13 protein-coding genes are annotated in these 23537 nt (G+C 71.5%); 2 read left to right on the forward strand and 11 right to left on the reverse strand.

Annotation, left to right across the window (positions count from 1 at the left end; translation table 11 throughout):
* Nucleotides 1-51 precede the first annotated feature (51 nt).
* From Q0Z83_RS00640 to Q0Z83_RS00665, 6 genes are read right to left on the reverse strand one after another with little or no spacing between them, the layout of a single operon-like run.
* Nucleotides 52-594 (reverse strand): DUF6036 family nucleotidyltransferase, encoded by a 543-nt coding sequence (locus tag Q0Z83_RS00640; protein ID WP_317791776.1) that lies wholly within the window; start codon nt 592-594, stop codon nt 52-54.
* Nucleotides 591-1097, reverse strand: coding sequence for a helix-turn-helix domain-containing protein (locus Q0Z83_RS00645; RefSeq protein WP_317791777.1), 507 nt, complete (start codon nt 1095-1097; stop codon nt 591-593). The genes Q0Z83_RS00640 and Q0Z83_RS00645 overlap by 4 nt, the downstream gene beginning before the upstream one ends.
* Nucleotides 1098-1157: 60 nt before the next feature.
* Nucleotides 1158-2414, reverse strand: a complete 1257-nt coding sequence (locus Q0Z83_RS00650) for a TIGR02679 family protein (protein ID WP_317791778.1) — start codon at nt 2412-2414, stop codon at nt 1158-1160.
* On the reverse strand, nt 2411-6466 hold the full coding sequence (locus Q0Z83_RS00655; RefSeq protein WP_317791779.1) for a TIGR02680 family protein: 4056 nt from the start codon (nt 6464-6466) through the stop codon (nt 2411-2413). Before Q0Z83_RS00655 ends, Q0Z83_RS00650 begins: the two co-directional genes overlap by 4 nt.
* Nucleotides 6466-7692, reverse strand: a complete 1227-nt coding sequence (locus Q0Z83_RS00660) for a TIGR02678 family protein (protein ID WP_317791780.1) — start codon at nt 7690-7692, stop codon at nt 6466-6468. Before Q0Z83_RS00660 ends, Q0Z83_RS00655 begins: the two co-directional genes overlap by 1 nt.
* A 53-nt stretch (nt 7693-7745) precedes the next feature.
* A complete protein-coding gene (locus Q0Z83_RS00665; RefSeq protein WP_317791781.1) occupies nt 7746-9248 on the reverse strand; it encodes a TIGR02677 family protein in 1503 nt (500 codons plus the stop codon).
* Between the two features lie 218 nt (nt 9249-9466).
* Here Q0Z83_RS00665 and Q0Z83_RS00670 point away from each other — a divergent pair, with 218 nt between their 5' ends.
* A complete protein-coding gene (locus Q0Z83_RS00670; RefSeq protein ID WP_317791782.1) occupies nt 9467-15775 on the forward strand; it encodes a ricin-type beta-trefoil lectin domain protein in 6309 nt (2102 codons plus the stop codon).
* Nucleotides 15776-15816: 41 nt separating this feature from the next.
* On the opposite strand, the gene Q0Z83_RS00675 is transcribed toward Q0Z83_RS00670, so the two are convergent.
* Both Q0Z83_RS00675 and Q0Z83_RS00680 read right to left on the reverse strand, forming a co-directional pair.
* Entirely contained in the window at nt 15817-16389 is a 573-nt protein-coding gene (locus tag Q0Z83_RS00675; RefSeq protein ID WP_317791783.1) for a ferredoxin reductase domain-containing protein, read from the reverse strand.
* 14 nt (nt 16390-16403) lie between these two features.
* On the reverse strand, nt 16404-17237 hold the full coding sequence (locus Q0Z83_RS00680) for an RNA polymerase sigma factor (RefSeq protein ID WP_317791784.1): 834 nt from the start codon (nt 17235-17237) through the stop codon (nt 16404-16406).
* A 149-nt stretch (nt 17238-17386) separates the two neighbouring features.
* Between Q0Z83_RS00680 and Q0Z83_RS00685 the strand changes: the two genes are divergently transcribed.
* A complete protein-coding gene (locus Q0Z83_RS00685; RefSeq protein WP_317791785.1) occupies nt 17387-18934 on the forward strand; it encodes an alpha/beta fold hydrolase in 1548 nt (515 codons plus the stop codon).
* Here Q0Z83_RS00685 and Q0Z83_RS00690 read toward each other — a convergent pair.
* The 3 genes from Q0Z83_RS00690 to Q0Z83_RS00700 form a co-directional block, all read right to left on the reverse strand.
* Nucleotides 18865-20949 (reverse strand): BTAD domain-containing putative transcriptional regulator, encoded by a 2085-nt coding sequence (locus Q0Z83_RS00690; RefSeq protein WP_317791786.1) that lies wholly within the window; start codon nt 20947-20949, stop codon nt 18865-18867. The genes Q0Z83_RS00685 and Q0Z83_RS00690 overlap by 70 nt on opposite strands.
* The gene (locus Q0Z83_RS00695; protein WP_317791787.1) at nt 20946-21749 is read right to left on the reverse strand and encodes an alpha/beta fold hydrolase; all 804 of its coding nucleotides are present in this window, start codon (nt 21747-21749) and stop codon (nt 20946-20948) included. Before Q0Z83_RS00695 ends, Q0Z83_RS00690 begins: the two co-directional genes overlap by 4 nt.
* A 111-nt stretch (nt 21750-21860) precedes the next feature.
* Nucleotides 21861-23336, reverse strand: a complete 1476-nt coding sequence (locus Q0Z83_RS00700; RefSeq protein WP_317791788.1) for an endo-1,4-beta-xylanase — start codon at nt 23334-23336, stop codon at nt 21861-21863.
* Nucleotides 23337-23537: the final 201 nt, after the last annotated feature.

Below are 23537 nucleotides of genomic sequence, written 5' to 3' on the forward strand. Positions count from 1 at the left end.
GCTAGGGCCTGGCGATGGCGGCTTCCAGAAACACGCCGGCTTCCTCGCCTCCTACTCAGCCGAGGTATACATGCGGATCCAGCGACGGAGGCGTTCCATGACTCGAGGATCGAGCTCGAGGGTCTCGATGCGGGTGGCGACGATCGTCGGGTCGATCAGGCCGGCCTCGATCAGGGCGTTGGCGAAGGCGTGGTCCTTCTCGCGGCCGGCCACCAGTTTGGAGACCACGCAGTCGTGCGGCTCGAGTGCGTAGCCGCGGCCGGGCTGGGTGCTCCTCGATTCGACCAACACCAGGCGGTCGCGCCACCCGTCTGGCAGCGTCGCAGTCGAGACGCTGACGCCCTGGGCGTAGTAACCATTCATCTCGTGAAACGGCGACAGTTCGCCGATCGCCCCGTCGACCTGGTCGGACTTTCGGTTGTCCGGGTCGTTGAAGAACGCTACGTCGACTTCCATGGAGGCGGTCGCCTCCAAGGGGAGTCGATCGTCGGGGATGGTGCCCAGGATCGATTGGCTGCCGATCACGACAACGTCAGGGTCTTCGGCGATCTGGCTCGCGGCACGCAGGATGTGCTCGAGTTGCTGACGGTTCACGCCGCGGACTCCCAGCCACTGCGAGTGAAGGCCTTGAGGGCCTGCTGACGCTGAGCCTGCGGAAGGACTCCGGCAAAGGGGGAATTCTGCCGGAGTTCCACAGCCTCGGGATCCTCCGATGTCAGAGTCTTAAGAACCGCACCGGGGCCCTGGCGCAACTTTTCTCGCCAGCGCGTCAGCCAGATCTCGGTCATGGTGCCCTGGTGCTGGACCATGAGCCGGTCGAGGTTTTCGGCGGCCTTGCTGAGGACGGCATCCGGGTCGGTCACGAGGAGGCCGGCAACCGCTTGATGCAGCCACAGCGACTTGAGTTGATCGCGCGTCAGCTTCGGCCGGGGGTGGAGCAACTCCTCGACGGCGCTCCGCGTGATCCGCCGGTGCTTGCCGACCATGACGAACGGCAGGTCGCCCCTCTCGCATAGGTTCACGACCTGTTGGCGCGACGTCCCGAGGATTTCGGCTACCGCGCCGGTGGTCAGTAATCCTCCGTCACTCGTCACCATGAATCGGAAGCCTATTTTGCAAACGCCAAAAACGCAAAATGGCAGGCCGGGCTCGTGTTGTCAACGGTCGGCTCGGAGGTCGGTGAGCAGGACGTCGATCAGGGCCTCCTCATGGACGGCGACGCCGGATTCGAGCATCTGCTCGGCCAGAGACGGGTCCCACGGGCTGTCGACCGGGGGACCGGTGAGCGGATGGTGGGGTGTGCCGCGGCGGGCGGCCTCGGTCACCGCCTCGCGGTAGTGGTGGGCTGTGAACTGCCACGGCTCGGCCGGGTAGCGGCGCATGAGGCGGGCCGCGATCGCCAGGCCCGGCCAGTCGAAGTCGCCGTGGTAGGCGAAGGTCACCGGGCCGCCTGCGGTGATGGCGTCGAGCAGGGCCAGCGTCACGGTGGTCGGGTTGCCCATCGTGCACACCATCGGCACCGGGACGCCGTTGTCCAGGGCGGCCTCCAGCACGCGCGGGTTCTCACATACGTAGACGGTCCGGGACGACAGGCGCAGCGGCGCGAGGCGGCGGACCTCGCGCAACGTGAAGTGGGTCTCCTCGCCCCGGTCGGCGCGGTCGTGCAGCCAGGGGACCCCTTCCGGTCGCAGGCCACACGTCAGGACCGTGGTGGCGACGGTGTCCCCGGCGACTCCGGCGGCATCCCACAGGGCCCGCCGTTCAGCGGCCTCGGACGGGACGGCCGGGGACCCACTCACCGCGAGGGCCAGGCCCCGCAGCACCAGACGGGTCAGGGCGGTGTCTTCGTCGAGGCCGTGCGCGCTGCCCGTGACCGCCTGCGCGAGTTCACCCCGCGACCAGGTGCGGGCCTGCGCGCCGACGGTCAGACCCAACGTGGTGACGGCCCGGTCGACGATCTGCCGGACCTCATCGGCGGGCATTCGTGCCGGCAGGCCCTGCCGCCACAGTTGGTCCAGCCACCGTTGGGCCCACTCCTGGCCGGACAGCCCGGCCGCGTCGAGACCGGCGAGCGCGTGGTCCCGCAGGCCGGCCCGCTGTTCCTGCGCTTCGGAGGCGAGAGCACGGCGGTCGGCGACCGGGCCGATCACCGCCTCCACCACGTCCAGCAGGCCGGTGCCCGCGGCGGTCGCCCGCAGCCGCTGATCGAGCTGCGTCAGATCGACCGTCTGACTCGCGGTGACCACCCGGTCGAGCAGGTGACCGAGAGCATCACGCTCGTCCGGGTCGAGGCCGGTCAGGGTGAGTCGCCCGCGAACGACCCGCCCGTTACGGACCAGCCGGGCATGCGCGGCGACCCACAACGGCCGAAGAGCCGACGACCGGAGATAGCCGAGCACGGCAGGCGGGATCATGTGGCCTCGACCGTTCGGCGGTGGCCGTCCCAGCGGAAGTGCAACGTCGCCACGCCCGGCTGCGTCGGGTCGCGCAGGCACTCGTAGATGCCCAGCGACGGCACCTCCGGAAAACAACCCCACAACCGTTCGCTGGTCAGGACCGCATCCAGGTCCAAGTCGACGAGCAGGCCCAGCAACCGTCCGTGGGTCGGCTCGTCGACCTTCGCGAACGCGTCGTCGAGCAGGATCAGCCGGGGCGCCGCCGGATAGACCTCGCCGACCGACGTGAAATGGGCGGCGGCCGCCGCGAACAGCACCAGGTAGGAGACCACTCGCTGTTCACCCTGGGACATGGCGGTACGGGCGGACAGCGTCCGTTCCCGGTCGGGCCGGGCCTGGTCGGTGACCTTCACCGCGAACCCGAACCAGCTCCGGTAGTCGAGGGCGGCCCGCAGGTGAACGGCGTACCCGGCGGACGGGTCGGAGCGGCGGGCGTCCTCGACCCGGCGGGCCAACGCCTCCCGCAACCTGTCGTTGTTGTCGCGGGTCCGAAGCTCCAACGGGGTACGCAACAGTCCGACGGCACCGCGGGTGTCGGCGTCGGCGTCGTCGCGCAACGCCCACACCAGCCGGGCACCGAGACCGTGCGACGTGCGCACCTCGGCGAGGGTGCTGTTCATGGCCGCGACCAGGGCCTCCGCCGAGCGGATCTGCCGGGACAGGGCGTCGCCGAGTTCACCGAGCAGGAACCGTTCGAAGGCGTGCCGTTCCCGGTCGGCGACGGCGGCGCGTTTCTGCTCCAGTTCGGCGCCGAGCCGCGCGGTCGCGGCGGCCACCGGATGCCGGCCGATGTCGTCGCTGATCTCGACGACCTTCACCCCGTCACGGTCCTCCCAGATCAGGTCGAAACCGCCGGGCAGCCGACTGCGGACGTCGGTGTACCGCTGGTGCAGCGCGTTCTCACCGAGATCCTGCGCCGGTTTGCCGAGCGCGCCGCGCAGCTGCGCGGCCAGGCCGTCGAGGTGCCGGATCCGTTCCGGTGGGGTGCCGGTCGCCGCTTCGGACGGCAACTCGGCGGGCAGGTCGAGCGCGGGCCGCACCCCGGGCAGGGTCAGCACGCGGGGGAGCGCGGTGCCGGCTTCCAGGGCGGCCTGCTCGAATTCGGTCAGCCGCTCGCGAGCCAGATCACGCGCCCCGCTCGCCCGGACCCGGTCGTCGCGACGCTCCGCATAGCCGCGGCGTGCGGGCGGCAACTCCTGCTCGGCGGTGCGAACCCGGTGCTCGGCGGTGTTCTCCTGCCGCAGAATCTCGGCCGGTTCCACACCCAGGGACCGTTCGAGTACGGCCAATTCCTGCTCAGCCGACAGGTGCTCGTCAGCCGCGACCTGCGCATCGTCGGCGGTCCGGGCGGCCTGCCCGACAGCCGTGCCGTGCCGGGCGATCAGGTCCTCGTAGGGCCGCAGCTGACCGGTGAACCGTTCGACGTCACGGGCCTGACGGGGCACGTCGGCGGCGAGCTGCCGCAACCGCTGCTCGATCAGGGCGAGCCGTGAACGGTCGGTGGGCAGCAGATGAGCGGCGGCTGCGGACTCGGCGTGGGCACGGCGGTCGTCGGCGGCGCCGCGCAGCTCACGGGCCCGGCGCCGGGCGTCGGCGACCTGCCGGGCCAGCCGTCCCACCGCCTCCTCCGCCTCGTCCCGGCGGGTCCACGCGGCCCGCAGTCCGGCGCCGTCGGGCAGCGCCCGCAACACGGCCACCAGGTCACGGCGCCGCTGCTCGACCTCGGCGATCCGCTCGGCGAGCCCGGACGACTCGGCGGCCAAAACCTTGATCCGAGATTCAAGATCAGCGATGGTACGGCGACGCAGCGCCTCCCGATTGGCGGCCCCGACGAACTCGGCCTCCGATTTGGTCCACGCACCGTGGGCGACCCCGAGACGCCACCGCCCGTCGGCCGCAACCCAGCTGCCGGCCGCACTGTCCGCACCCCACCCGATCGAGGCGAGCACCGCACTCACCGCTTCGGTCTCTGAGACGGCCACCAGCACGTCACGCAGACTGGGACCGGGTGCCGGTGTGCCGGGACGCAGCACGATCTCGCCGCTCACCGGGTCGACCACGGTGCCGTCACGAGTGAACAGGGCGTCGAGCAGGCCACTCGACTCCAGGGCGGCCTCCAGACCGGCGCGATCGGCGGTCCCGAGATGGCCGGCGAAGTCGATCAACCGGTACAGCGGGGTGCCGGCACGCGGGACCGTGCCGGAAGCACGGAACCGGGATCGGGGCGGTTCGGGATCGGTGCGGGAGAGCCAGTCGGCGTGCTCCGCCCGTACCGCCGCAAGCTCTTGATCGGTTGTGAGTTGCGCGGCGCGCAAGGTGTCCCGGAGCGTCTCGGCCGCCTCGCGCAGCGGCTCCGCCGCGGCCTCAGCCGCGGCACGCACGTCGTCCGGCGTCTCCGCCGGCAGCGGATCCTCGGTGAGCAGCGCCTCCCGCACGGCGGTCAGTTCGGCGTCGGCCCAGACCAGCAGATCAGACCATTGCTGTACGGCCGAAGCGAACTCCCGTCCAGCCGCCACGAGGTGGACCGTCACCTGGCCGAGCCGGTCCTGCGCGGCACCCTGCTGGCCGTCGAGCAGGTCGCGTTCGTCCTCGGCGCGGACGGCGGCGGTCGCGGCCGTCTCCGCCTCGACGAGTCGTTTTTCGACGTCGGCGACCGCGGTCCGCCTGCTGCGGACGGCCTCCTCGGCGGCGACCAGCCGGGCCCGGTGCGCCCCGAACTCGTCACCGGCCAGTTCGTGCTGGACGATCTCCAGCGACGCGTCGTCCGGAGCACCGCGATGCCGGAGCTCCGGGACGGCGCCCAGATGGCCGACGTCCAGGCCCGCTTCGGTGGCGAGTTCCCGCAGGTGGCGGTGCCCGTCACGGAGTTGACCGACGGCCACGGCGAATCGGGTGGTCTCGTCGCGCACACGTTCGGCGAGCTGGTCGAGGGTCGTGCGGTCGGCGGCGGCCGCCGCCTGCGCGGACCGGGCCGCGGTCTGCAGGGCCTGCACCGCCAGACGCCGCTGCGCCAGCTCCTGCACGGCCCGGTAACCGGCGCTCTCGCGCAGCGCCCGCAACTCGGCGGCGGCCTGCCGCAACTGAAGTTCCCAGTGCCGCACCCCGTCCAGGGCCTGTTCCTCGGCGTTCAGCGAGGCGGCGACCTCCCGTTCGGCCTGGCCGGCCTGCCGCCGCTGGGACCGCAGCCGGGCCAGCGCCTCGTCGACGGCGTGCACCCGCCGCCGCAGCTCGCCGCGCAGATAGCCGCGGTAGGCGGTCATCAGGTCGGACAGGGCGCCGTGGGTGGCTTCGAGACGGCCCAGGTCGGCGCGGACCGTCTCCAGGTCGTCGAGGTTGTGGGCTACCGAGTCGAGAACGTCGTCGTCGATCGGGGGCAGCGCCTCGCCCAGTTCGGTGGTGAGCTGGCCGGCTTCGATGCGGTCGCCGATGGTCGGGCGGCGCAGCCGGTAGAGCAGGTGCACGAGGTTGCGGTAGCGGCCGGCGTCGTTGATGCCGAACACCTCCCGGCCCACCCGCGCCCGGTAGTCGCGGGCCGCGGTGATCAGTGCGTTCTCGCCGAGGACCTCGCGGAGCCGGTCGACCGGCACCGGCTGACGGCCCTCGACCAGCTGCACGTCGACACCGATCCGGGCCGGGGTGAGGAAGTACGTGAGACGAGCCTCGGCGGTCGACGACGACCACCGTACGATCGCCCCCAAGGTCTGAAAATGCTCGTCGCCCTGCTCGTCGACGCGTCGCAGCTCCAGCCAGAGGAAACCCTGCCGGTTGACGCCGGAGGCGCCCTCGCTCATCAGCCAGCGGAACGTGGTGCGCCCACCGCCGGTCGCGTCCAGGCGTTTGGTGTCGCCGTCGAGCAGGAACGGCAGCAGCAGCTCCAGGGCCTTGGACTTGCCGGCGCCGTTCTTACCGCGCAGCAGCAACCGGCCGTCCTCGAAGTCGAAGACCTGGTCGTCGTACTGCCAGACGTTGCAGATCCCGGCCCGGTGCAGGCGATAGCGGTACGGGTGCATCAGCGGACCAGCTCCTCGGGTGCGTAGCGGGCCGCAGCGGCCAGCAGCAGCAACGTGCCGTCCAGGGCGTCGCCGCGTGCGCCGCGGACGTCGACGGCACGCTCGGCCACGCTCGCCGGGATGTCCTGTGCCGGTTCGGTGTCGGCGACCGTCGCCGCCGACCGGGTCATCAGGCCCATGCTGACCAGCAACCCGACGACCGCCTCCTGCAGCACGGCCGGGTCCTGCACGTACTGGGCGGCCCACCGGCGGGCATGACGCCCGGCGAGTTCGGCGACGACCTCATCGAGCATCGCCGTCGGCACCGGCACCCCCACCACCAGCGATCCGGGCTCCGGCCGCAGCCGGACGACCAGCTCACCGATCGTCAGCAGCGCGGCCTGCGCCACCGTGCCGCTGCCGGGGAACGTCACGTCGGTGAGCGTCTCGTCCGGGTCCAGCAGGGCCACCCCCTCGGCCCGCAACTCGGCCTGCAGACCGGCATAGTCCAGGTAGGACTGCTCGTCACGGCGCTGCTCCCGACGCAACCACACCCGGTCGGCGGCGGTCAGCTCGTCCACGTACACCACCGGCTCCTCGATCAGTCGCCGCCGCACCCGGTGCCGGGAACCGCCCGGCCCGGCGTCGGCGGCCTGCACCACGAAATCCTCCGGCGTCGCGGCCCGGCCCGGGGCGGTGGCCAACAGGTGCGCCACGACGTCCCGGTCGACGTTCAGCAGCGCCTCGGCCTGATCGTCGTCGGCGTAACCGGCCACCGAACCCTGCTCCTCGCGCAGCCCGGACCATGCCACCATCTGCCGTAGCGCCGCGCCGAGAGCACGCCGTTCGGCCGGGCGCTGGGCGTCGCCGAGTTCGATGCCGGCCTCGACCGCGGCGGCCCGGATGTCGGCGACCAGTTGGGAGAGCAGCACCTGTTCCGGGGCGGTCAACAGGACCGCGGTGGTCAGGGTCAGGTAGGCGTACATCCGTGGGGTGAACGGGCCGGACGGGCGCTGCAGCGGCCGTCCGCGTCCCGGGCCGGGGCCCGGTTTGAACAGCCGCGCGAAGCCCGCCTCCACCACCAGGCGGTAGCCGAGGAAGTTGCCGAACCAGGTTCGCAGCCATTCGGCGTGCCTCCTCACCAGGGCGAACTCGTCGGCGTCGGGCAGCAGCAGCGGGGCCGCCAGCAGTGCCCGGATGGCCCGGCGCCGTTCGGCCTCCAGCGCGATGTCGTGGTCGTCAGCCATCGGCCGGCTCGCTTTTGCAGCCGTCAGCCATCGGCCGGCTCGTTTTGTAGCCGTCAGTCATCGGCTTGCTCCAGGCGGGTGATCGTGATGCCGAGGTCGCGGGCGGTGAAGTCGCCGGTCGCCGAACGCACCGTCGTCTCCCGGCCCGGTTTGCCGATCAGTTCGCAGCGCACCCCGAGATCGAGGTTCGAGGTGACCGCGGTGCCGAGCGCCGGATCGCCGGAACCGAGCGCCTGCGCCATCAACTCCAGCAGCAGCTGGATCGCCGGTTCGGACAGTCGCACCGCACTCAGGTCGGTCGCCGCGGACAGCAGTTCGGCTGCCGCCGCGGCCCGGGCCGCCTGCACGGCCGCGGCCCGCTCGATAAGTGCCCGCTGCTGGGCGCTGCGGTCCGCGACCCCGGAGACCCGGCCGCGAGCCGCCCGGACACCCCGTTCCCGCAACGAGACCGGCACCTCGACGGCGGGTTCCGGCCACCAGCTCGTCGTCGCCGGGACCACCAGCTGCGCGTCGGCGGCGAGACCGAGATGCCGGGCCGGATACAGGCCGTACGCGGCGGTGAACAGATCGGCGGCGGTGTCCTCGTCGGCCGCGTCCAGCCAGGCGGCCAGCCGCAACAGCTCCCGCCGCCGGGACGTGCCCTGACCGCCGGACCGGATCATCCGTTTGGCGTTCGCCAACAGCGACTGCAGGGCCCGCATGGTGGCGTCGCGCAGCTGGGTGACCTCACTGCGCTGGCCGTCGACGTCACTGAACCACGCCCGCAACCCGACCCAGTCGGCGAGGTCGTGGCCCCGGCTGTGCTGCACCGTGACACCGAGCCCGGCGGCCGCCCCGGCGAGTCCGCCCTCGCGCAGCACCGTCACCAGCGCCGGCAGGTGCGGCCACAGCCGGTCCAGGTGCCGTTCGATACGCGGGGACAGCAGCACGATCTCTTCGGTGATCGACTCGACGTAGTCCAGCAGCAGTTCCTTGAAACCGGTGTATTCGGCGCTGTCCAGGTCGTAGCGGGCCAGCACCTGGCCGAGGAAGGCGTAGAAGTCACGCACCGAATCACGGAACGTCCAGAACTGGGCGAACACCGTCGCGACGGTCTCCCGGGCGGTGCCCGCGTCGGCGCCGCCGGGCTGTTCGAGCCGGACGGCCAGGTCGTCGAGGCCCTGACTGATCAGGCCGAGCAGTTCCCGGCTGATCTCCCGGGCGGCGTCGGCGCTGGACAGCACCTCGTCGGCCTGCCTTTGCACCCGCTCACCCAGCGCCGACAGCTGATAGCGCGACCGGGTGCGCTGGTACTCCTCGATGCTCTTCACCCGGACGGTGTGCGAGCTCGGCAGCAGATTGCCCCAGCCGACGAGCCGGTTCAGCCGGGCCACCGCGACGTCGAGTGTGATGTCGTGGTTCTCGGTGGCCAGTTCCTCGACTACCTGCTGTGCGGACAGGTCGGTCATCAGCGAGGCGGTGAACAGGCGCATGATCGCCAGGTAGGAGGCCCGCTCGGGAACCGTCAGGTAGGTGTAGGCCTCAAGCCGGCCCAGATCCGACTCCGGCTCCTCCACGGGACCGAGAATAGGCGACGGCCGGCTGATCGGTCAGCGGGCGACCCGCCTTCCACGTTCGAGGCCATGCCGCGGCATGGCGCGCATATCGACAGTTTTGCAATCGTCTATTGCCTGCGTGGAATTCGCGGGTCTACTCTCCCGACTGCAAGATCACGGGGACTTGCATTTCATCAACGGCCGTCATCGATGCGGGCCGTTGTCGGGGGGTATGAGTCATGGCGCCACGCGTCGTGCGATCTTTCGGGCTGTCCAAACGCCGCACCACCATCCGAACCCTGGTCGTCAGCACCGTCATCACGGTGCTGGCCTCGCTCGCTCACGGCTTCCCGGCGCACGCCGCACCGGACTGGAACCTCGGTAACACCGGGGCGTCCCAGATCGCCGACCTCAACGCGCAGGCCACCGGCCTGATCCGCAACGACGGTCTCGGCAAGTGCCTGGACGACATGAACGGCAACACCGCCAACGGTGCTCCGATCGTGTCCACCGCGTGTTCCGGCGCGGCCACCCAGAACTGGACCTACCAGCGCGAGACCGACCTCTGGGACGACGGCACCATCCGCTCGGCCGCCGCGCCCAGCAAGTGCCTGACCGTCACCAGCACCAACGGCGGCGCCGCCCAGTCGATCGCGATCGGCGGCACCCTGCAGATGATGCTGACCGAAGGCGGTCAGGTCTTCGCCAAGACCGGCGCCGTCGGCCTGGGCGGCTGGACGAAGGAGACCGACTACAACGTCTCCGACATCGCCGCCGGCTCGGACGGCACCCAGATGATCGCCCACAACGGCATCTACGCGCGCAGCAACGTCGGCGCCGACGGCTGGGTGTACGAGGGCGGCGGCTGGGTCGAGGACATCGCCACCAACGGTGGCGTCCAGATGTACCTCTCCTCCTCCGACAAGATCGTCTACGCGCGGCAGGGCATCGGCGACTCCTCCGGCTGGGTGACCGAGAGCGCCGCCGGGGTGAAGGCCATCGCGGTCGGCTCGGACGGCACCCAGATGATCATCGGCAGCGACGGCGCCGTCTACGCCCGCAACAGCATCGGCCCGGCGAGCGGCTGGGTGAAGGAACTCGCCCCGGGCGCGAAGGCGATCGCCACCAACGGCGGCGTGCAGATGCTGATCGGCAGCGACGGCTACGTCTACGCCAAGACCGGCATCGGCATGGGCGGCTGGATCAAGGAATCCACCATCACCGCCGCCGACCCGAACTTCGACACCGCCATCGCCGCCGGTTCGGACGGCACCCAGGTGATGCGCGGTTCGGACGGTTTCGTCTACGCCAAGAAGGGCGTGGCCGCGGGCGGCTGGACCAAGGAGGTGTCGGCGCCCTCGTCCCCGGGCTTCGGAGACTCGCTGTCGGCCGGTGCCGGTGGCCTGCACGCCGTGGTCGGCGGCACCGGCCTGGTGCTGGCCCGGACCGGGCTCGGTACCGCGTTCACCACCGAGACCGACCTGGCGAGCGAGAAGGACAGCGCCCGGCCGGTCCAGATGTACGACTGCCACGACTGGGACAGCCAGCACTGGATCTTCGAGTACCACCGCAACGGCGGTATCCAGCTCAACAACCAGGCCGCCAACCGCTGCCTGGACACCCCGAGTTCGTCGACGGCCAACAACGTGGCCCTGTGGATCTACACGTGCAACGGCTCGGACGCGCAGCGGTTCCTCCCGCCGACCCGGCCGCAGGCACCGAGCGGGCCGATCACCAACACGGTGATGAGCAAGTGCGCGATCCCGGCGTCGACCACCGCGGTTCCGGCCGCCGCCACCGCGGTCGTGCTCTACACCTGCAACGTCGGCTACTCCACCGGCCCGCTGCTGCCGTGGCTGCTCAACACCGACGGCACGCTGACCGCCGGCGGCATGTGCCTGGGGCTCAACGGCGGCGAGACGGCGGTCGCCGACAAGACGCTCACCGTGGTGGCCAAGTGCGCGGGCACCCTGGATCAGCAGTGGGTGGTCGGCTGGGACACCGCCGGCCGGGCACGTCTGGTCAACCCGAACTCGGGGCGCTGCCTGGACGTGCCGAACTCGACCACGGTCAACGGCACCCAACTGTGGATCTACACCTGTAACAACACCGGCGCCCAGGTGTGGAACGTGCCGCACGCGACGCGTACCTTCGTCGGCCCGGTCACCGCGACCCCGGCGGTCCTTCCGTCGGGTACCGCGTCCGACTGGGAGCGGCAGCGGGCCATGGACGAGGCCGAGTGGGCCCGGGACACCCGCGCCCACCTGGCCCTGGTCCTGCACGCCGGCGGCAGCAACGTCCGCCAGGCCGCCGCGCAGCAACTGGCCGGCCCGGACACCGCGCTGAAGACGCCCTGGCACTCCTGGGTCGACGGCACCTGGCTGGACGGCTGGTACAACGGCACCAGCGTGCCGCTGAACGCCGACATCGCCGCCGCGAAGACCGCCGACCAGGCCCGCGCCCAGCGGGAGGCGGGCCGCCGGGACAACTTCAGCGGCTACCTGATGTCCGGCTACGGATCGGTGCCGGACTACGACACCGACGTCACCGACTTCATGTCGGCCGACGCCACCCGCCGGATGACCTCCAGTGCCGTCTACGCCGACCTGACCATGCCGAAGGCCGAGGCCGCGGCCCAGGCCAAGGTCCGCGAGATCGCCGCCGCCCACGCCGCCGCCGTCCCGGCCGACGCGTGGAAGTGGAACATGTACTCCCGGCAGGCCATCGAGGGCTCCGCCGACGAGGTGCGCCGGTTCATCCAGTACGACGGCTGGCCGACCGTGGCACCGCAGCCGGGCACCACGGAGTTCCGGGTCGAGGTCGAGTCGCTCAAGACACGCTGGGCGCAGGGCGACCCGACCAACCCGATCGACCCCGACGAAGTGCTGATCGACGTCGAGGAGACCGCCTGGGCCGAGTGGCAGGCCGAGCTCAACGCGCAGGCCCAGCCCCGCGCCGACATCATCGCCGCCGAGATGCAGGCCCTGGAGACGCTGCGGGCCAGTGCCGAGACGATGCACGACGGCCTGGGGTACGCCTGGACCGCCCGCGGCATCCTCTGGGCGCAGGACCAGAAGACGAAGTTCCCGTCCGACTGGTCCACCGTCGACATGACGGCCGCCCCGAGGAACCTGAACCTGATCAAGGCGAAGGTCGCCGGACTGGCCGAGGCCGCGAAGAACTCGGCCACGGTCGCGCAGGACGCCGCGAACAAGGCGGTCGCCGCCCGGGACCGGGCCTACGCCACCGCAGTCGCCGCCGGGTTCCCGGTCGGCCGGGGCCTGACCTACGCACAGCAGTCGGCGCAGATCGCGCTGGCCGCTGCCGCGTCGGCGCAGGCCACCTCGAACGCGATGCAGACCGTGGTCGCGGCCACCAACGCCACCCTGGCCAACTCGGCGACCCTGCTGGCGAACGCCGGTGCCCAGGCGCACGCGGCCCGGGCCCTGTTCCTGCGCCAGTCCGCACAGGACAGTGCCGCCCGTGCGGCCCGGCTGGCGACGCAGGCCCAGGAGCAGGCGACCGCGGCGGCCAGCGCCGCCGCGAAGGTCGCCGCCGACAAGGCGAAGATCGCCACCGTCGAGGCCAACGCCAAGGCGGCACTGGCCCGGGCCGAGGCGGCCGCCGACGACGCGGCCCGGCAGCAGCAGATCGCCGCCAAGGCCAAGGCCACCGCCGAAGCCGAACGGCAGAAGGCGGCCGCCGCGAACGCGACCGCACAGCAGCAGGCCGCGATCGCCGAGTCGAAGAAGAACGAGGCCCAGGCCGCGGCCGGACGGGCGGACGCCGACGAGGCCACCGCACTGCGCGCCGAAGCCGACGCCGCCGCGGCCGAATCCCGCGCGTACGCCGCCCGAAAGACCCTCGACCAGAAGATGGCCGAGGCGGCGGTGGCCGACGCGAAGGCGGCGGCCGCGCAGGGTTCGGCGGGCGCCGACGCCGCCGAGGCGGAGGCCCGGATCGCCCGGTCGGCCGCCAACGCCGCCGGTGTCGCCGCCGACAACGCCAACCAGGCGGCCCGCGCCGCCGAGGGCGCGGCCGCACGGGCCCGGACCGCGGCGACCGTCGCCCGGGCCGCCGCCGACCGGGCCGCGGCCGACGTCCGCAAGGCGGAGACCGCGGTCAAGCAGACCCGGGCCGCGTCGGTGAAGGGCCACGCCCTGGCCGCCGACGCGATCGCGAACGCCCGGGAGTCGGCGAACTTCGCCACCGCGGCCCGGCAGTCGGCCGCCGACGCCAAGCAGGAGGCGGCCAACGCCAGACAGGCCGCGATCGAGGCCAAGCAGGAGGCGGCCGGTGCGCTCGCCGACAGCGCGGTCGCGATCGGCCAGGCGGTGGCGACCGGCCAGGCCGCACAGGAGGCCGCCGCGGCGGCGCTCAAGGTGGCCGCACCCGCCGACGAGGCGATCGACCTGGCCGACCCGTGGGCGACCACCGACTCGGCGGCCGGCCTGGCGGTGCTCAGCTCCCAGGCGGCCAAGACGATCGCCGAGGCCCAGGCCAACGTCTCCGCAGCTCAGGCCGCTGCGGCGTCGACGCTGGCGGCGGCCGCGGTGGACGCCGCGAACCGGGCCGCCGGGGACGCGAAGCTGACCGCGCAGGCGGCGGCGGACGCGGCGGTGTCGGCGTCGAAGGCGGCCGCGTCGGCCGCGGCGGCGACCAGGTCGGCGGCGCAGGCCGCGGCCGACGCCAAGGCGACCCAGCAGGCGTCGGCCCGGATCGACGAGATGGACGCCAAGGCACAGGCCGCTCTGGAGCGGGCCCGGAATTCGGCGGCGGCCGCGGACGCCGACGCGTCGTCGGCGGAGGCGTCGGCCGACGACGCCGAACGGGATGCCGCCGCGGCCCGGGAGGCGGCCGACGACGCCGACTCCGACGCCGAACTGGCCGACCAGTACGCGAACGAGGCGGAGATCTCGGCCGCGTCGGCCCGGGAGGCCGCCGACAACGCCCAGGCGTCGGCGGACGCGGCGCAGGCGTCGCTGAACGCCATCGAACAGGCGCTGGCGAGTAATCCGCAGCAGACCGGCCAGGTCACCAACGGCGGCGACGCGGTCGCGACGGCACTCGACAACATCTACATGGTCCCGATCCAGACCGGCTACAGCTTCAACCCGACCAGCGACTGCGTCGGGACCGGTGGGTGCGACGTGACCGGGATCTACCGGTCCCAGGGCTACTACGTCTACCTGCTGGCCAGCTGTGTCACGCCGAGCGCCGACCCGAACGTCTGCGTCAACACCGGCAGCGGGCCGCAGGTCCAGCTCGACGAGCTGATGACCGAACCGTTCGACGTCTCCACCGAGGCCACGATCCACGTGACCCAGCAGCAGATGCTCGAATCCACGCTGCGCGCTCTGCCGGGCATCCTGTTCGGCGAGTTCATCGGCTGCTACAAGAAGCTCACCCCGGGCGACGACGGTGGCAGCTGGCTCGACTGCGGGTTCGTGGTCGCCGAGATCGTCCTGCCGTTCGCGCTCAAGGGCATCGCGCTCGCGGTCAAGGAACTGCGGATCGCGATGGTGGCGTACAACGTCGCCGGCATCGACGCGGCGATCGGCGCGCTGAAGGTCACCTCGATCAACGCGCGGACGTTCCTGAAACTCAAGCAGGCCGCGATGGCGGCCCGGGCCAAGGCGATCTTCAACGGCTGGGGCTCCTGCCTCACCGGCCACAGTTTCGCGGCCGGCACCGGCGTGCTGATGGCCGACGGCAGCGTCCAGGCGATCGAGGACGTCCGGGCCGGCGACCTGGTCCGCAACGCCGAGCCGGGCGGTACGGTCCAGACCCACCGGGTCACCGAGGTCCACGTCACCGCGACCGACACCGAGTTCACCGAACTGACGGTGACCGGCACCGACGGCCGCCGGGCGGTCCTCACCGGCACCCAGAACCACCCGTTCTACAGCCTGAACCGCCAGGCGTTCGTGGACGCGGGTCACCTGACGCCCGGCGACCTGCTGCGCACCGACGGGGCCGAACCGGTCACCGTGGTGTCGGTCCGCAACCACACCGGCGCGATGACCACCTACGACCTGTCGATCGAGGGCGTGCACACGTACTTCGTCGTCGACGGCGGGTTGCGTGTGCTGGTGCACAACACCTGCCCGGTGATCCAGGGGGTGCAGCGGGTCCTCGGTCTGCGGTCCGGGTCGTGGGACCACATCACCGGCACGGACGGGCTGAAGATCGAGGACGCGCTCGGCGGCAACCTCTACCCCGGCCACCCGTTCATCGACGCCTATGACGCGGCGTCCCGGACCGGTACCAGCATCAAGACCGTCGACTGGCGCTACGAGAGCGCCAACACGGCGGGCAGGTTCAAGTCCAAGATCAAAGCGAAGATCAACGACTTGAACGACGGCCGGCAGTTCGACGACGGCTGGCGCAATTCGAAGGACAAGAAACGAGCCGACGTCGACAACTGGGTGCTGCGCGTCGCGTACCCGACCAACCCGCCGCCGGGCTTCATGGAGAAGGCGCTGGAACTGGTCGAGTACGCCAAGGCCAGGAACATCCAGCTCTACCTGCACCCGATCGACGGCTGACCGGCCGGCGCCGCCCCTGAACCGTGGGGGCGGCGCCGGACTCAGCGCCGGCCGGGAAGGACGGGCATGGCCTCCGCCTTGATCACGCCACTGTCGGCGATGACGTCGACGATGCGTGGATCGATCAGCCAGGCCTCACCCTGGTTGCTGCCGGGATAGAGCGTGTAGATCCGGGATACCGCACCGGCCTCGGCCAGCAGATCGTTGATCACGGCGAGCGGCCGGACCGTCGACACATACCACGGGTTACCCGCGGCCCAGTCCGCCGGCGTCCACACCACGCAACGCCGGCCGTTGATCGCGATGACGTAGTCGCCGGTCTCCACACTGTCCGGGTAGTTCAGCTCCTCGAACCGCAGCTCCACACCGTGCCCGGCCAGGGCCGGCCCCAGCTCCCGGCGCAGCACGCGGGCGACACCACCCTCGGCCATGGTCTCCCCGTCGACGTCGAAGTACCTCTCGCCGGGCTCCTCGTCCAGGGTCGCCAGGCCACCGAGCGGATGTGCGCCCTCCGCGACCGCACGTTCCCCGGCGGCCGCGTCCTCCGCCGAGAAGTCCCGCCACCAGCCCAGTTCCCGCAGCTTGCGGGCCAGTTCCACGTAGCTCTGATCCATCAGGGCATCATGCCCTAAACATCGACGGCGAGACGTACGTTGCGGACCTGCCCACCGCGCTCGTGCAGCAGCCAGGTGCCCGACGTGGTCTCCCACACGGTGACATCGGGCGCGGCCACCACGTCGACCAGCCGCTGCGGGAGCACGTCACGACGCAGTGCCTCCGAGACCGACGACAATCCGGTGGTACGGCGCCCGTCCGGCCAGCACACCACCGCACCGTGCGCCCATCGCCCGCGAACCGCCCCCGGCGAACCACCCAGGATCGCCGCCGCCTCGGCCCGGCGCAGCGTGGTCAACGCGGCAGACTCATCGTGGCGCTCGTCGCGTACCGACGGAAGGATCTGGGAAAGCTGCCGACGGGCCTCGCTGAGCCGACTGCGGACCGTGCCCACCGGAATCACGCACAACCCGGCGATCCGCTCGTAGGAGTTGCGCTCGGCGAAATACCGCAGCATCGTCACCGGCCGCAGGACCGGCGACAGCCGCGTCAGCGCATGCCGCACCCAGTCCCGGTCGGCATACCGCTGCACCGGGTCATCCACCGCAAGAGGCAGATCAAGATCGGTCAGATCCATCGGTACGGGACGCGCCTCCCGCAGTCGTGTCCGGCAGAGGTTGCGCACGATCGCGTGCAGCCAGAACCGCACCGCCGACGGATCCCGCAGCTGCCCGATCCGGGTGAGCGCGGTGATCGCCGCCTCCTGGCAGACGTCGTCGACATCCGGCCCGGAACCCAGGATCTGCAGCGCCACCGACCGCATCCCGACGTAGTGCGCCTGGAACAGCACGGTGAGGCTGGCCGCGTCCCCACGCTGAGCGGCCCGGACGAGCAGTTCGGTCTCCATGGCCGACGAACCTAGAGACGGCCACTGGACGATTTGTTGACCCGCCGAACCGAACTTCCGGCCCACCCCGGTCGTCTGGTGAACGTGAACAACACCCCGGACATCCACTACGACCACGACGCGGGCATGATGAGGCGGGTGAACCGGCGATGACCTACTGCACCGTCGACGGCACGCGGCTGGCGTACCACCTCGCGGGCGACGGCCCGATGATGATCGCCCACCCGGGCGGACCCGGCGTCGAATACTCCTATCTGCGGTTTCCGCAGCTGGAGAAGCATTTCACCATGGTGTATCCGGAACCGGCCGGCACCGGCGCCTCGGACCCGTTGCCGGAACACGCCACCTACGCCGGCACCTACGCCGACCTGCTCCACGGCCTGATCGAACACCTCGCCGTCCCCCGGGTGTACCTTTTCGGTCACTCGCACGGCGGGGTCGTCGCCCAGCAATACGCGCTGGACCACCCGGACCGGGTCGCCGGGCTCGTCCTGTACAGCTCGACCCCGGTCACCGACGCCGACTTCTGGGCCGCCGGAAGCAGACAGGCGGCCGCCTACCCGCACCGTCACCCGGACGTCCCGGAGGCGGCCGCCGCGGCGATCGCGCTGGAGGCGCCGTTGCCGGCGCAGACCGACGACGCCGCGACCGCGCGGTTGAGCGCCGGCCTGCCGGTGTACTTCGCCGACTTCTGGGGGCGGCGCGCCGAGTTCCAGCCGCTGCGCGACGGCCTGCGCACCCGGCTCGTCGACTTCGCGACCACCGCGATCGACCACCGGCCGCGACTACCGGAGATCACCGCGCCGACGCTGGTGATCACCGGCCGGCACGACTTCATCTGCGGGCCGGAATGGGCAAGGATGCTGCACACCGGCATCGCCGGATCCCGCCTGGTGATCCTCGAGGACAGCGGCCATTTCGGTCACCTCGAGGAACCGGAGACGTTCGCCGCCGAGGTCCGGCGGCTGATCTTCGCCGAGGAGGTACGCGGCGCGTTCCGCCGTGGCGACACGGCCGAGGTGACCCGTCTCGCCGAGGCCGAGCTGGCCCGTCCGGGGTCGACCGCGAGCGAGGTCGAGGCACGCTACGCGCTGTCGCGTCTCGCCCTGCGCGCCGACGACCTGCCCCGCGCCGAGAAACTGGCGAGCGCCGCCCTGGACGTCGCGCTGCGCGCCGGTGACCGGGCTCTGGAGGAACGCCCCCGGCACGTGCTGGCCGCGGTGGCCCGCCTCTCCGGCGACCTCGACCTGGCCCGCGAACGCTATCTGGCGAGCATCGAACTCAACCAGGAGCTGGGCCGCCCCGAGACGGTCAACTCGGAGTTCTACAACCTGGCCTTCACCGAGTTGCACCGCGGCGACCTCGAACTCGCCCGGGAACTGTTCGACGAGGTTCAACAGCGCGTCTTCCGGTACGGCTACCGCACCTTCGTCCCCTACCTGGGCATCGCCGCCGCCGCGCTGGCCTCGGTCGACGGCGACCAGGTCCGGGCGACCCGGATGATCGGTTTCACCGACAGTGCCTTCGCCGCCCTGGGTCAGGTACCGGACCCGGACGATGCCGTCGAACTCGGTCGCGCCCGCACCGCCGCCGTCTCGGCCCTGGGCGAGGAGCGGTTCGCGTTCGCCTACGCCGACGGCGCGGTACTCGAACCGGAGGCCGTGTTCGGCCGCACCTGGAGCGAACCACGCACGTAGCGTTCGGCCTCCGCCCCGTCGGTCGGGTCGACCTGCCGCAGCGTTGCGGCCAGCGCCCGGGCCAGGTCGTGCTCCCCGAGGTCGGCGGCCGTCCGAACCGCTTCGACGAGTTCCCGCCGGTCGCCGGCCCGCTGGTAGTGCGTCAACAGACGGATCGTCGCGGCCCGGCGCTCGGCCGGGCCGTCGATCTCCCGGCAGAGCTCCCCGGCGTACGCCCGGACCAGCACGTGGCAGGTCACCCGCCCGTCGTGGTGTTCGTCGATCAGCGCGGCCTGGGCCAGTTCCGCGAGCTCGGCTCGGGTCCGCGCCGGGTCGCCGCCGGACAGTTCGGCGCAGGCGGCCTCGGTGATCCCGGTGCTCAGCGAAACTGACAGCAGGCGGAACAGACCGGCCGCGCCCTCGCCCAGCTGCCGATACGACCAGGCGAACGCGCTTCGCGGATCGGGTGTGCCCGAGCCCGCCGGAAACGCCTCCAACCGGCGGGCACTGTCGCGCAGATCCGCGGCGACCGACTCCAGCGACAACGTGGGACGTGCGTTCAGCCGCGCGGCCAGGATCGCCAACGCGAGCGGAAGCCGCCCACACAGCTCGATGATCTCGTCGACCACCGCGTGTCTTCCGGTCGCGGTGGCCGCCGGCAGGCGACGGCGCAGGAGTTCCTGGGCCGAGGCCGGATCGGGGACGTCGACGCGCAGCAGGTGGGCGCCGTCGAACGCGGCCAGCCCGAGCAACGGCCGACGGCTGGTCAGCAGGACCAGACCGGCGGCCGAGTTCGGCAGCAGCGGGCGGACCTGGGCCGGGTCGTGCACGTTGTCCAGCAGCACCAGGAACCGGCGACCGGCGGTCAGGCTCCGGTAGGCGCCCAGCCGGGCGTCGAACGTGGCGGGCATCTGGGCCGCCGGCATGCCGAGGGCGTACAACAGGGCGGCCAGCGCGTCACCGGCCAGCAGGTCGTCGTCCTGGTCGCCACGCAGGTCCAGGTAGAGATGCCCGTCGTCGAACCGGGCCGCGTGCCGGTGGGCGGCATGCACGGCCAGCGTCGACTTGCCGACGCCGCCCATCCCGTCCAGGGCCACGATCAGCGGAGCGGTCCGGCCGTCCCGGCTCATCCCGTCGACCAGACCGTCCAGAGTGGCCAGCTCGGATCCGCGACCGGTGAAGGTCGGCAGGTCGGGTGGGAGCTGCGCCGGGCGTACCGGCGCAGGGGTCGTCTCCCGGCCCAACACCTGCCGGTGAGCGTCGTCGAGAGTCCGGCCCGGGTCGATGCCCAGGTCTTCGGCGAGCCGCTCGCGGATCGCCCGGTAGGTGGCCAGGGCCTCGGCCGGGTGGCCGGCCGTCGCGAGCGTGGTGATCAGCCGTGCGTGCACCAGCTCGTTGAGCGGGCCCATCGCGGCCGCGAGCCGCAGTTGCGCCAGCACCGCCTCCGGTCGCCGCAACCGGATCGCGATGTCGGCCGCCGCCACCACGGCCTCGAAGAACTCGCCGTCGATCGCGGCGAACGTGGCCGCCGCCCCGACACTGTCGGCCAGCGTGTCCCCGGCCGGCCCGCGGCAGAGCCGCAACGCCGCCGCGTAATGCTCCAGCGCCTCCTCCCAGCGCCCGGAACCGGGAGAGGCGTCGCCGGGGGACGCGGAGGCCCGACCCGCGGCCGACCGGCCGGCGGCGACCAGGTCGCGGAACTCCGCGAGATCCAGCGTCTCCGGACCGGCGGCGAAGCGGTATCCGCTGGTCCCGCGCAACAGAAACGAGCCGGGGGTACGCAGCGCGAGATCCGGTTCGAGCAGACGCCGGAGCGCGCCGACGTACTTGTGGATGACGTTGACCGCGCTGACCGGAGCGTCGAAGCCCCAGATCGACGCCATCAGGTCGGACATGCTGACCGGATGGCCGGCCCGCGCCAGCAGCACCGCGAGCAGGCAGCGTTGCTGGCGCGGCCCCAGATCGTCGATCTCGGTGGCACCGCGCCACACCCGCAGCGGCCCCATGATCTGCAGGCGAAGGTCCCGATCGGTCACCCGGCCACCCGGCTCGTGAACTCCTTCAGCAGGTGCGCGAACCGCTGCGTCTCCTCCAGATGCGCGAACCGTCCGCTGTCCTCGAAGATCGCCACCCGGGCGTCGGGCACCCCGACCCGCAGCATGGCCGCCGCGTCCGGCCCGAACACCACGTCCCGGGCCCCGGCCAGGATCAGCGTCGGCACCGCGATCGACGCGAGCCGCCCCCGCAGGTCGACGGCCGCGAAGTCGGCGGCCGGCCGCGGCCGGCACCTGACCGCGGCCACCACCGGCGCGAACTCGGCCTCCCGCCGCTGGTAGTCGGCGAAGTGCGACGGCAGCACCGCCCGCAGCCGCCGGGTCGCCGAGGCCTCGTCATGCACGTCCTCGACGGTGTCGCGGTGCAGGTTCCACCGGGCCTGGGCCAGCATCTGCCCGTCGGCCACCGGCCCGGTCGAGTAGAGGACCAGCCCGGCCACGTCGGCGGGCCGCCCGGCCAGGTAGCTCTGGGTGACGAACCCGCCGTGCCCGTGCCCGAGCACGAAGACCGGCTCGTCGGCGAACGCCCGTACCACCGCGTCCAGATGTTCGACGTAGGTGTCCAGGTGGTAGGCGGGCAACTCGTCGGAATCCCCGGTGCCGGCCGGCTCCATGTAGATCATCGTGTGGTCGCGTTCGGCCAGCGGCATCCGCAGGTACTCCCAGTGCATACCGGGACCGGCCGGGTGCGCCACACAGCGGGGGCCACGCCCGCGCACATGACAGACCAGCGAGACGCCACCGGCCCGGATCACCCGGCGGCTCTCCGATCGCGAACTCATGATCAACGGCTCCTCGGGACACGCGAGTACCGCCCGGTCCCCGCCGTCCCCGATCATGCCGCACACGACTTGACGAGGACTTGATTCCGGGGCCGGGCGGCTCGCGACGCGTCAGGCGAGGCTGAACCGCTGGTTGGCCTGCCCGTTGCAGTCGTAGAGCTGGACCTGCTGGCCGTTGGCGGTGCCCCACGCGTCCAGGCAGCGACCGGACTGCACACCGGTGATCGTGCCGTTGCTGTTGACGTTCCACTGCTGCTGGGCCTGCCCGTTGCAGCTGTAGATCTGAACGGCCGCGCCGTTGCCGGAACCCGCGGCGTCCAGGCACATGCCGCCGTAGACGGTCAGCTGCCGGTTCGCCGTGAGCGTCCACTGCTGGTTGGCCTGCCCGTGGCAGTCGTAGAGCTGGACCCGGGTGCCGTTGTTCTGCGACGCGTTCGGCACGTCGACACACCGGCCGGACTGGGCGCCGACGATGCGTTTCGCCGTGCCGGGCGGGACTGACGGGGAACCGGAGCCGCCGCTCGGCGGCGGCGAGGACGGGCCGGGTCCGGCGGCGTTGAGAGCGTTGAGCACCGAGGTGTACGCGGCCTTCTTGTTACCGCCGCCGTCGAAGAGCAGGGGACTCTCGCCGGACCGCCACGAGTCGCTGTCCCGGACACCCCACACCGTGATGCCGATACAGCGCGGCACATTGAGGCAGGCCTGGGTCAGACCGGCATACTGCGAGGTCGACGCATTGGTGACGTCGACCTCGGTCAGCGCCACGTCGACACCGAGGGCGGCGAAGCTGGACAGGGTGGTCTGGAAGTTGCCCGGCAGGGAACTCCCGCCGGTGAAGTGGGTCTGCAGGCCCACACAGTCGATCGGCACACCACGGGACTTGAAGTCGCGGATCATGTTGTAGACGCCCTGCGTCTTCGCGTACGTCCAGTTCTCGATGTTGTAGTCGTTGTAGCAGAGCTTGGCCGACGGGTCGGCGGTGCGCGCGGTGCGGAACGCCACCTCGATCCAGTCGTTGCCGGTGGACTGCAGGTTCGACGATCGGCGGCTGCCGTTCTCAGCGAACGCCTCGTTGACGACGTCCCAGGCGGCGAGCTTGCCCCGGTAGTGGGCCATCACGCCGTTGATGTGGTCGATCATCGCCTGGCGCAGGTTGCTGCCGCTGAGGCTCTGCATCCAGCCGGGCTGCTGGGCGTGCCAGGCCAGGGTGTGCCCGCGGACCTTGAGGCCGCGCTGGGTCGCCCAGTCGTAGATCCGGTCGCCTGAGCTGAAGTTGAACTGACCGCGCTGCGGCTGGGTGGCGTCCGGCTTCATCTCGTTCTCGGCGGTGATCATGTTGAACTCGCGGCCCGCGATGGTGGTGTAGGTGGAGTCGCCGAGCCGGCCGGCGGCGATCGCGGTGCCGAAATACCGGTTCGACTGATTGGCCGCGGCGCCGAGCGTGGTGGCCGCGGCGTCGGCGTCGGGCATCACCAGCACGGCACCGAACGCGGAGACGGCGGCGACCGTACCGGCGAGCAGGACGCGTGCCGCCAGGGAGCGGCGTCGTGGGGGAGCGGTGGAGGGATTCGGGGATCGGGATGTCACGGCAGGTTCCTCTCCCGGCATGGGGTGCCGAAAAGATTCCGGGGATGTGGGCGCCGACAGCCTGATTCGGAAGGTTGCCAGGATGTTTCCGGACATTCAAGAGGGACTTTGTGTTTTCCCGATAGCGGGGTGTCTGCACTGCTCAGGAGCGCGACTTCGAATTAAGTGCCTCCGTAACACATACTGAGCAAGTATTTTTGT

The sequence above is a fragment of the Actinoplanes sichuanensis genome (assembly GCF_033097365.1).
Taxonomy (GTDB): Bacteria; Actinomycetota; Actinomycetes; order Mycobacteriales; family Micromonosporaceae; genus Actinoplanes; species Actinoplanes sichuanensis.

Coding starts and splice junctions, on each gene's coding strand:
- Q0Z83_RS00655 (WP_317791779.1), bottom strand. CDS start 6,466: ATGCACCCGTACCGCTATCGCCTGCACCGGGCCGGGATCTGCAACGTC.
- Q0Z83_RS00660 (WP_317791780.1), bottom strand. CDS start 7,692: ATGGCTGACGACCACGACATCGCGCTGGAGGCCGAACGGCGCCGGGCC.
- Q0Z83_RS00680 (WP_317791784.1), bottom strand. CDS start 17,237: ATGGAGACCGAACTGCTCGTCCGGGCCGCTCAGCGTGGGGACGCGGCC.
- Q0Z83_RS00650 (WP_317791778.1), bottom strand. CDS start 2,414: ATGATCCCGCCTGCCGTGCTCGGCTATCTCCGGTCGTCGGCTCTTCGG.
- Q0Z83_RS00675 (WP_317791783.1), bottom strand. CDS start 16,389: ATGGATCAGAGCTACGTGGAACTGGCCCGCAAGCTGCGGGAACTGGGC.
- Q0Z83_RS00670 (WP_317791782.1), top strand. CDS start 9,467: ATGGCGCCACGCGTCGTGCGATCTTTCGGGCTGTCCAAACGCCGCACC.
- Q0Z83_RS00645 (WP_317791777.1), bottom strand. CDS start 1,097: ATGGTGACGAGTGACGGAGGATTACTGACCACCGGCGCGGTAGCCGAA.
- Q0Z83_RS00685 (WP_317791785.1), top strand. CDS start 17,387: ATGACCTACTGCACCGTCGACGGCACGCGGCTGGCGTACCACCTCGCG.
- Q0Z83_RS00695 (WP_317791787.1), bottom strand. CDS start 21,749: ATGAGTTCGCGATCGGAGAGCCGCCGGGTGATCCGGGCCGGTGGCGTC.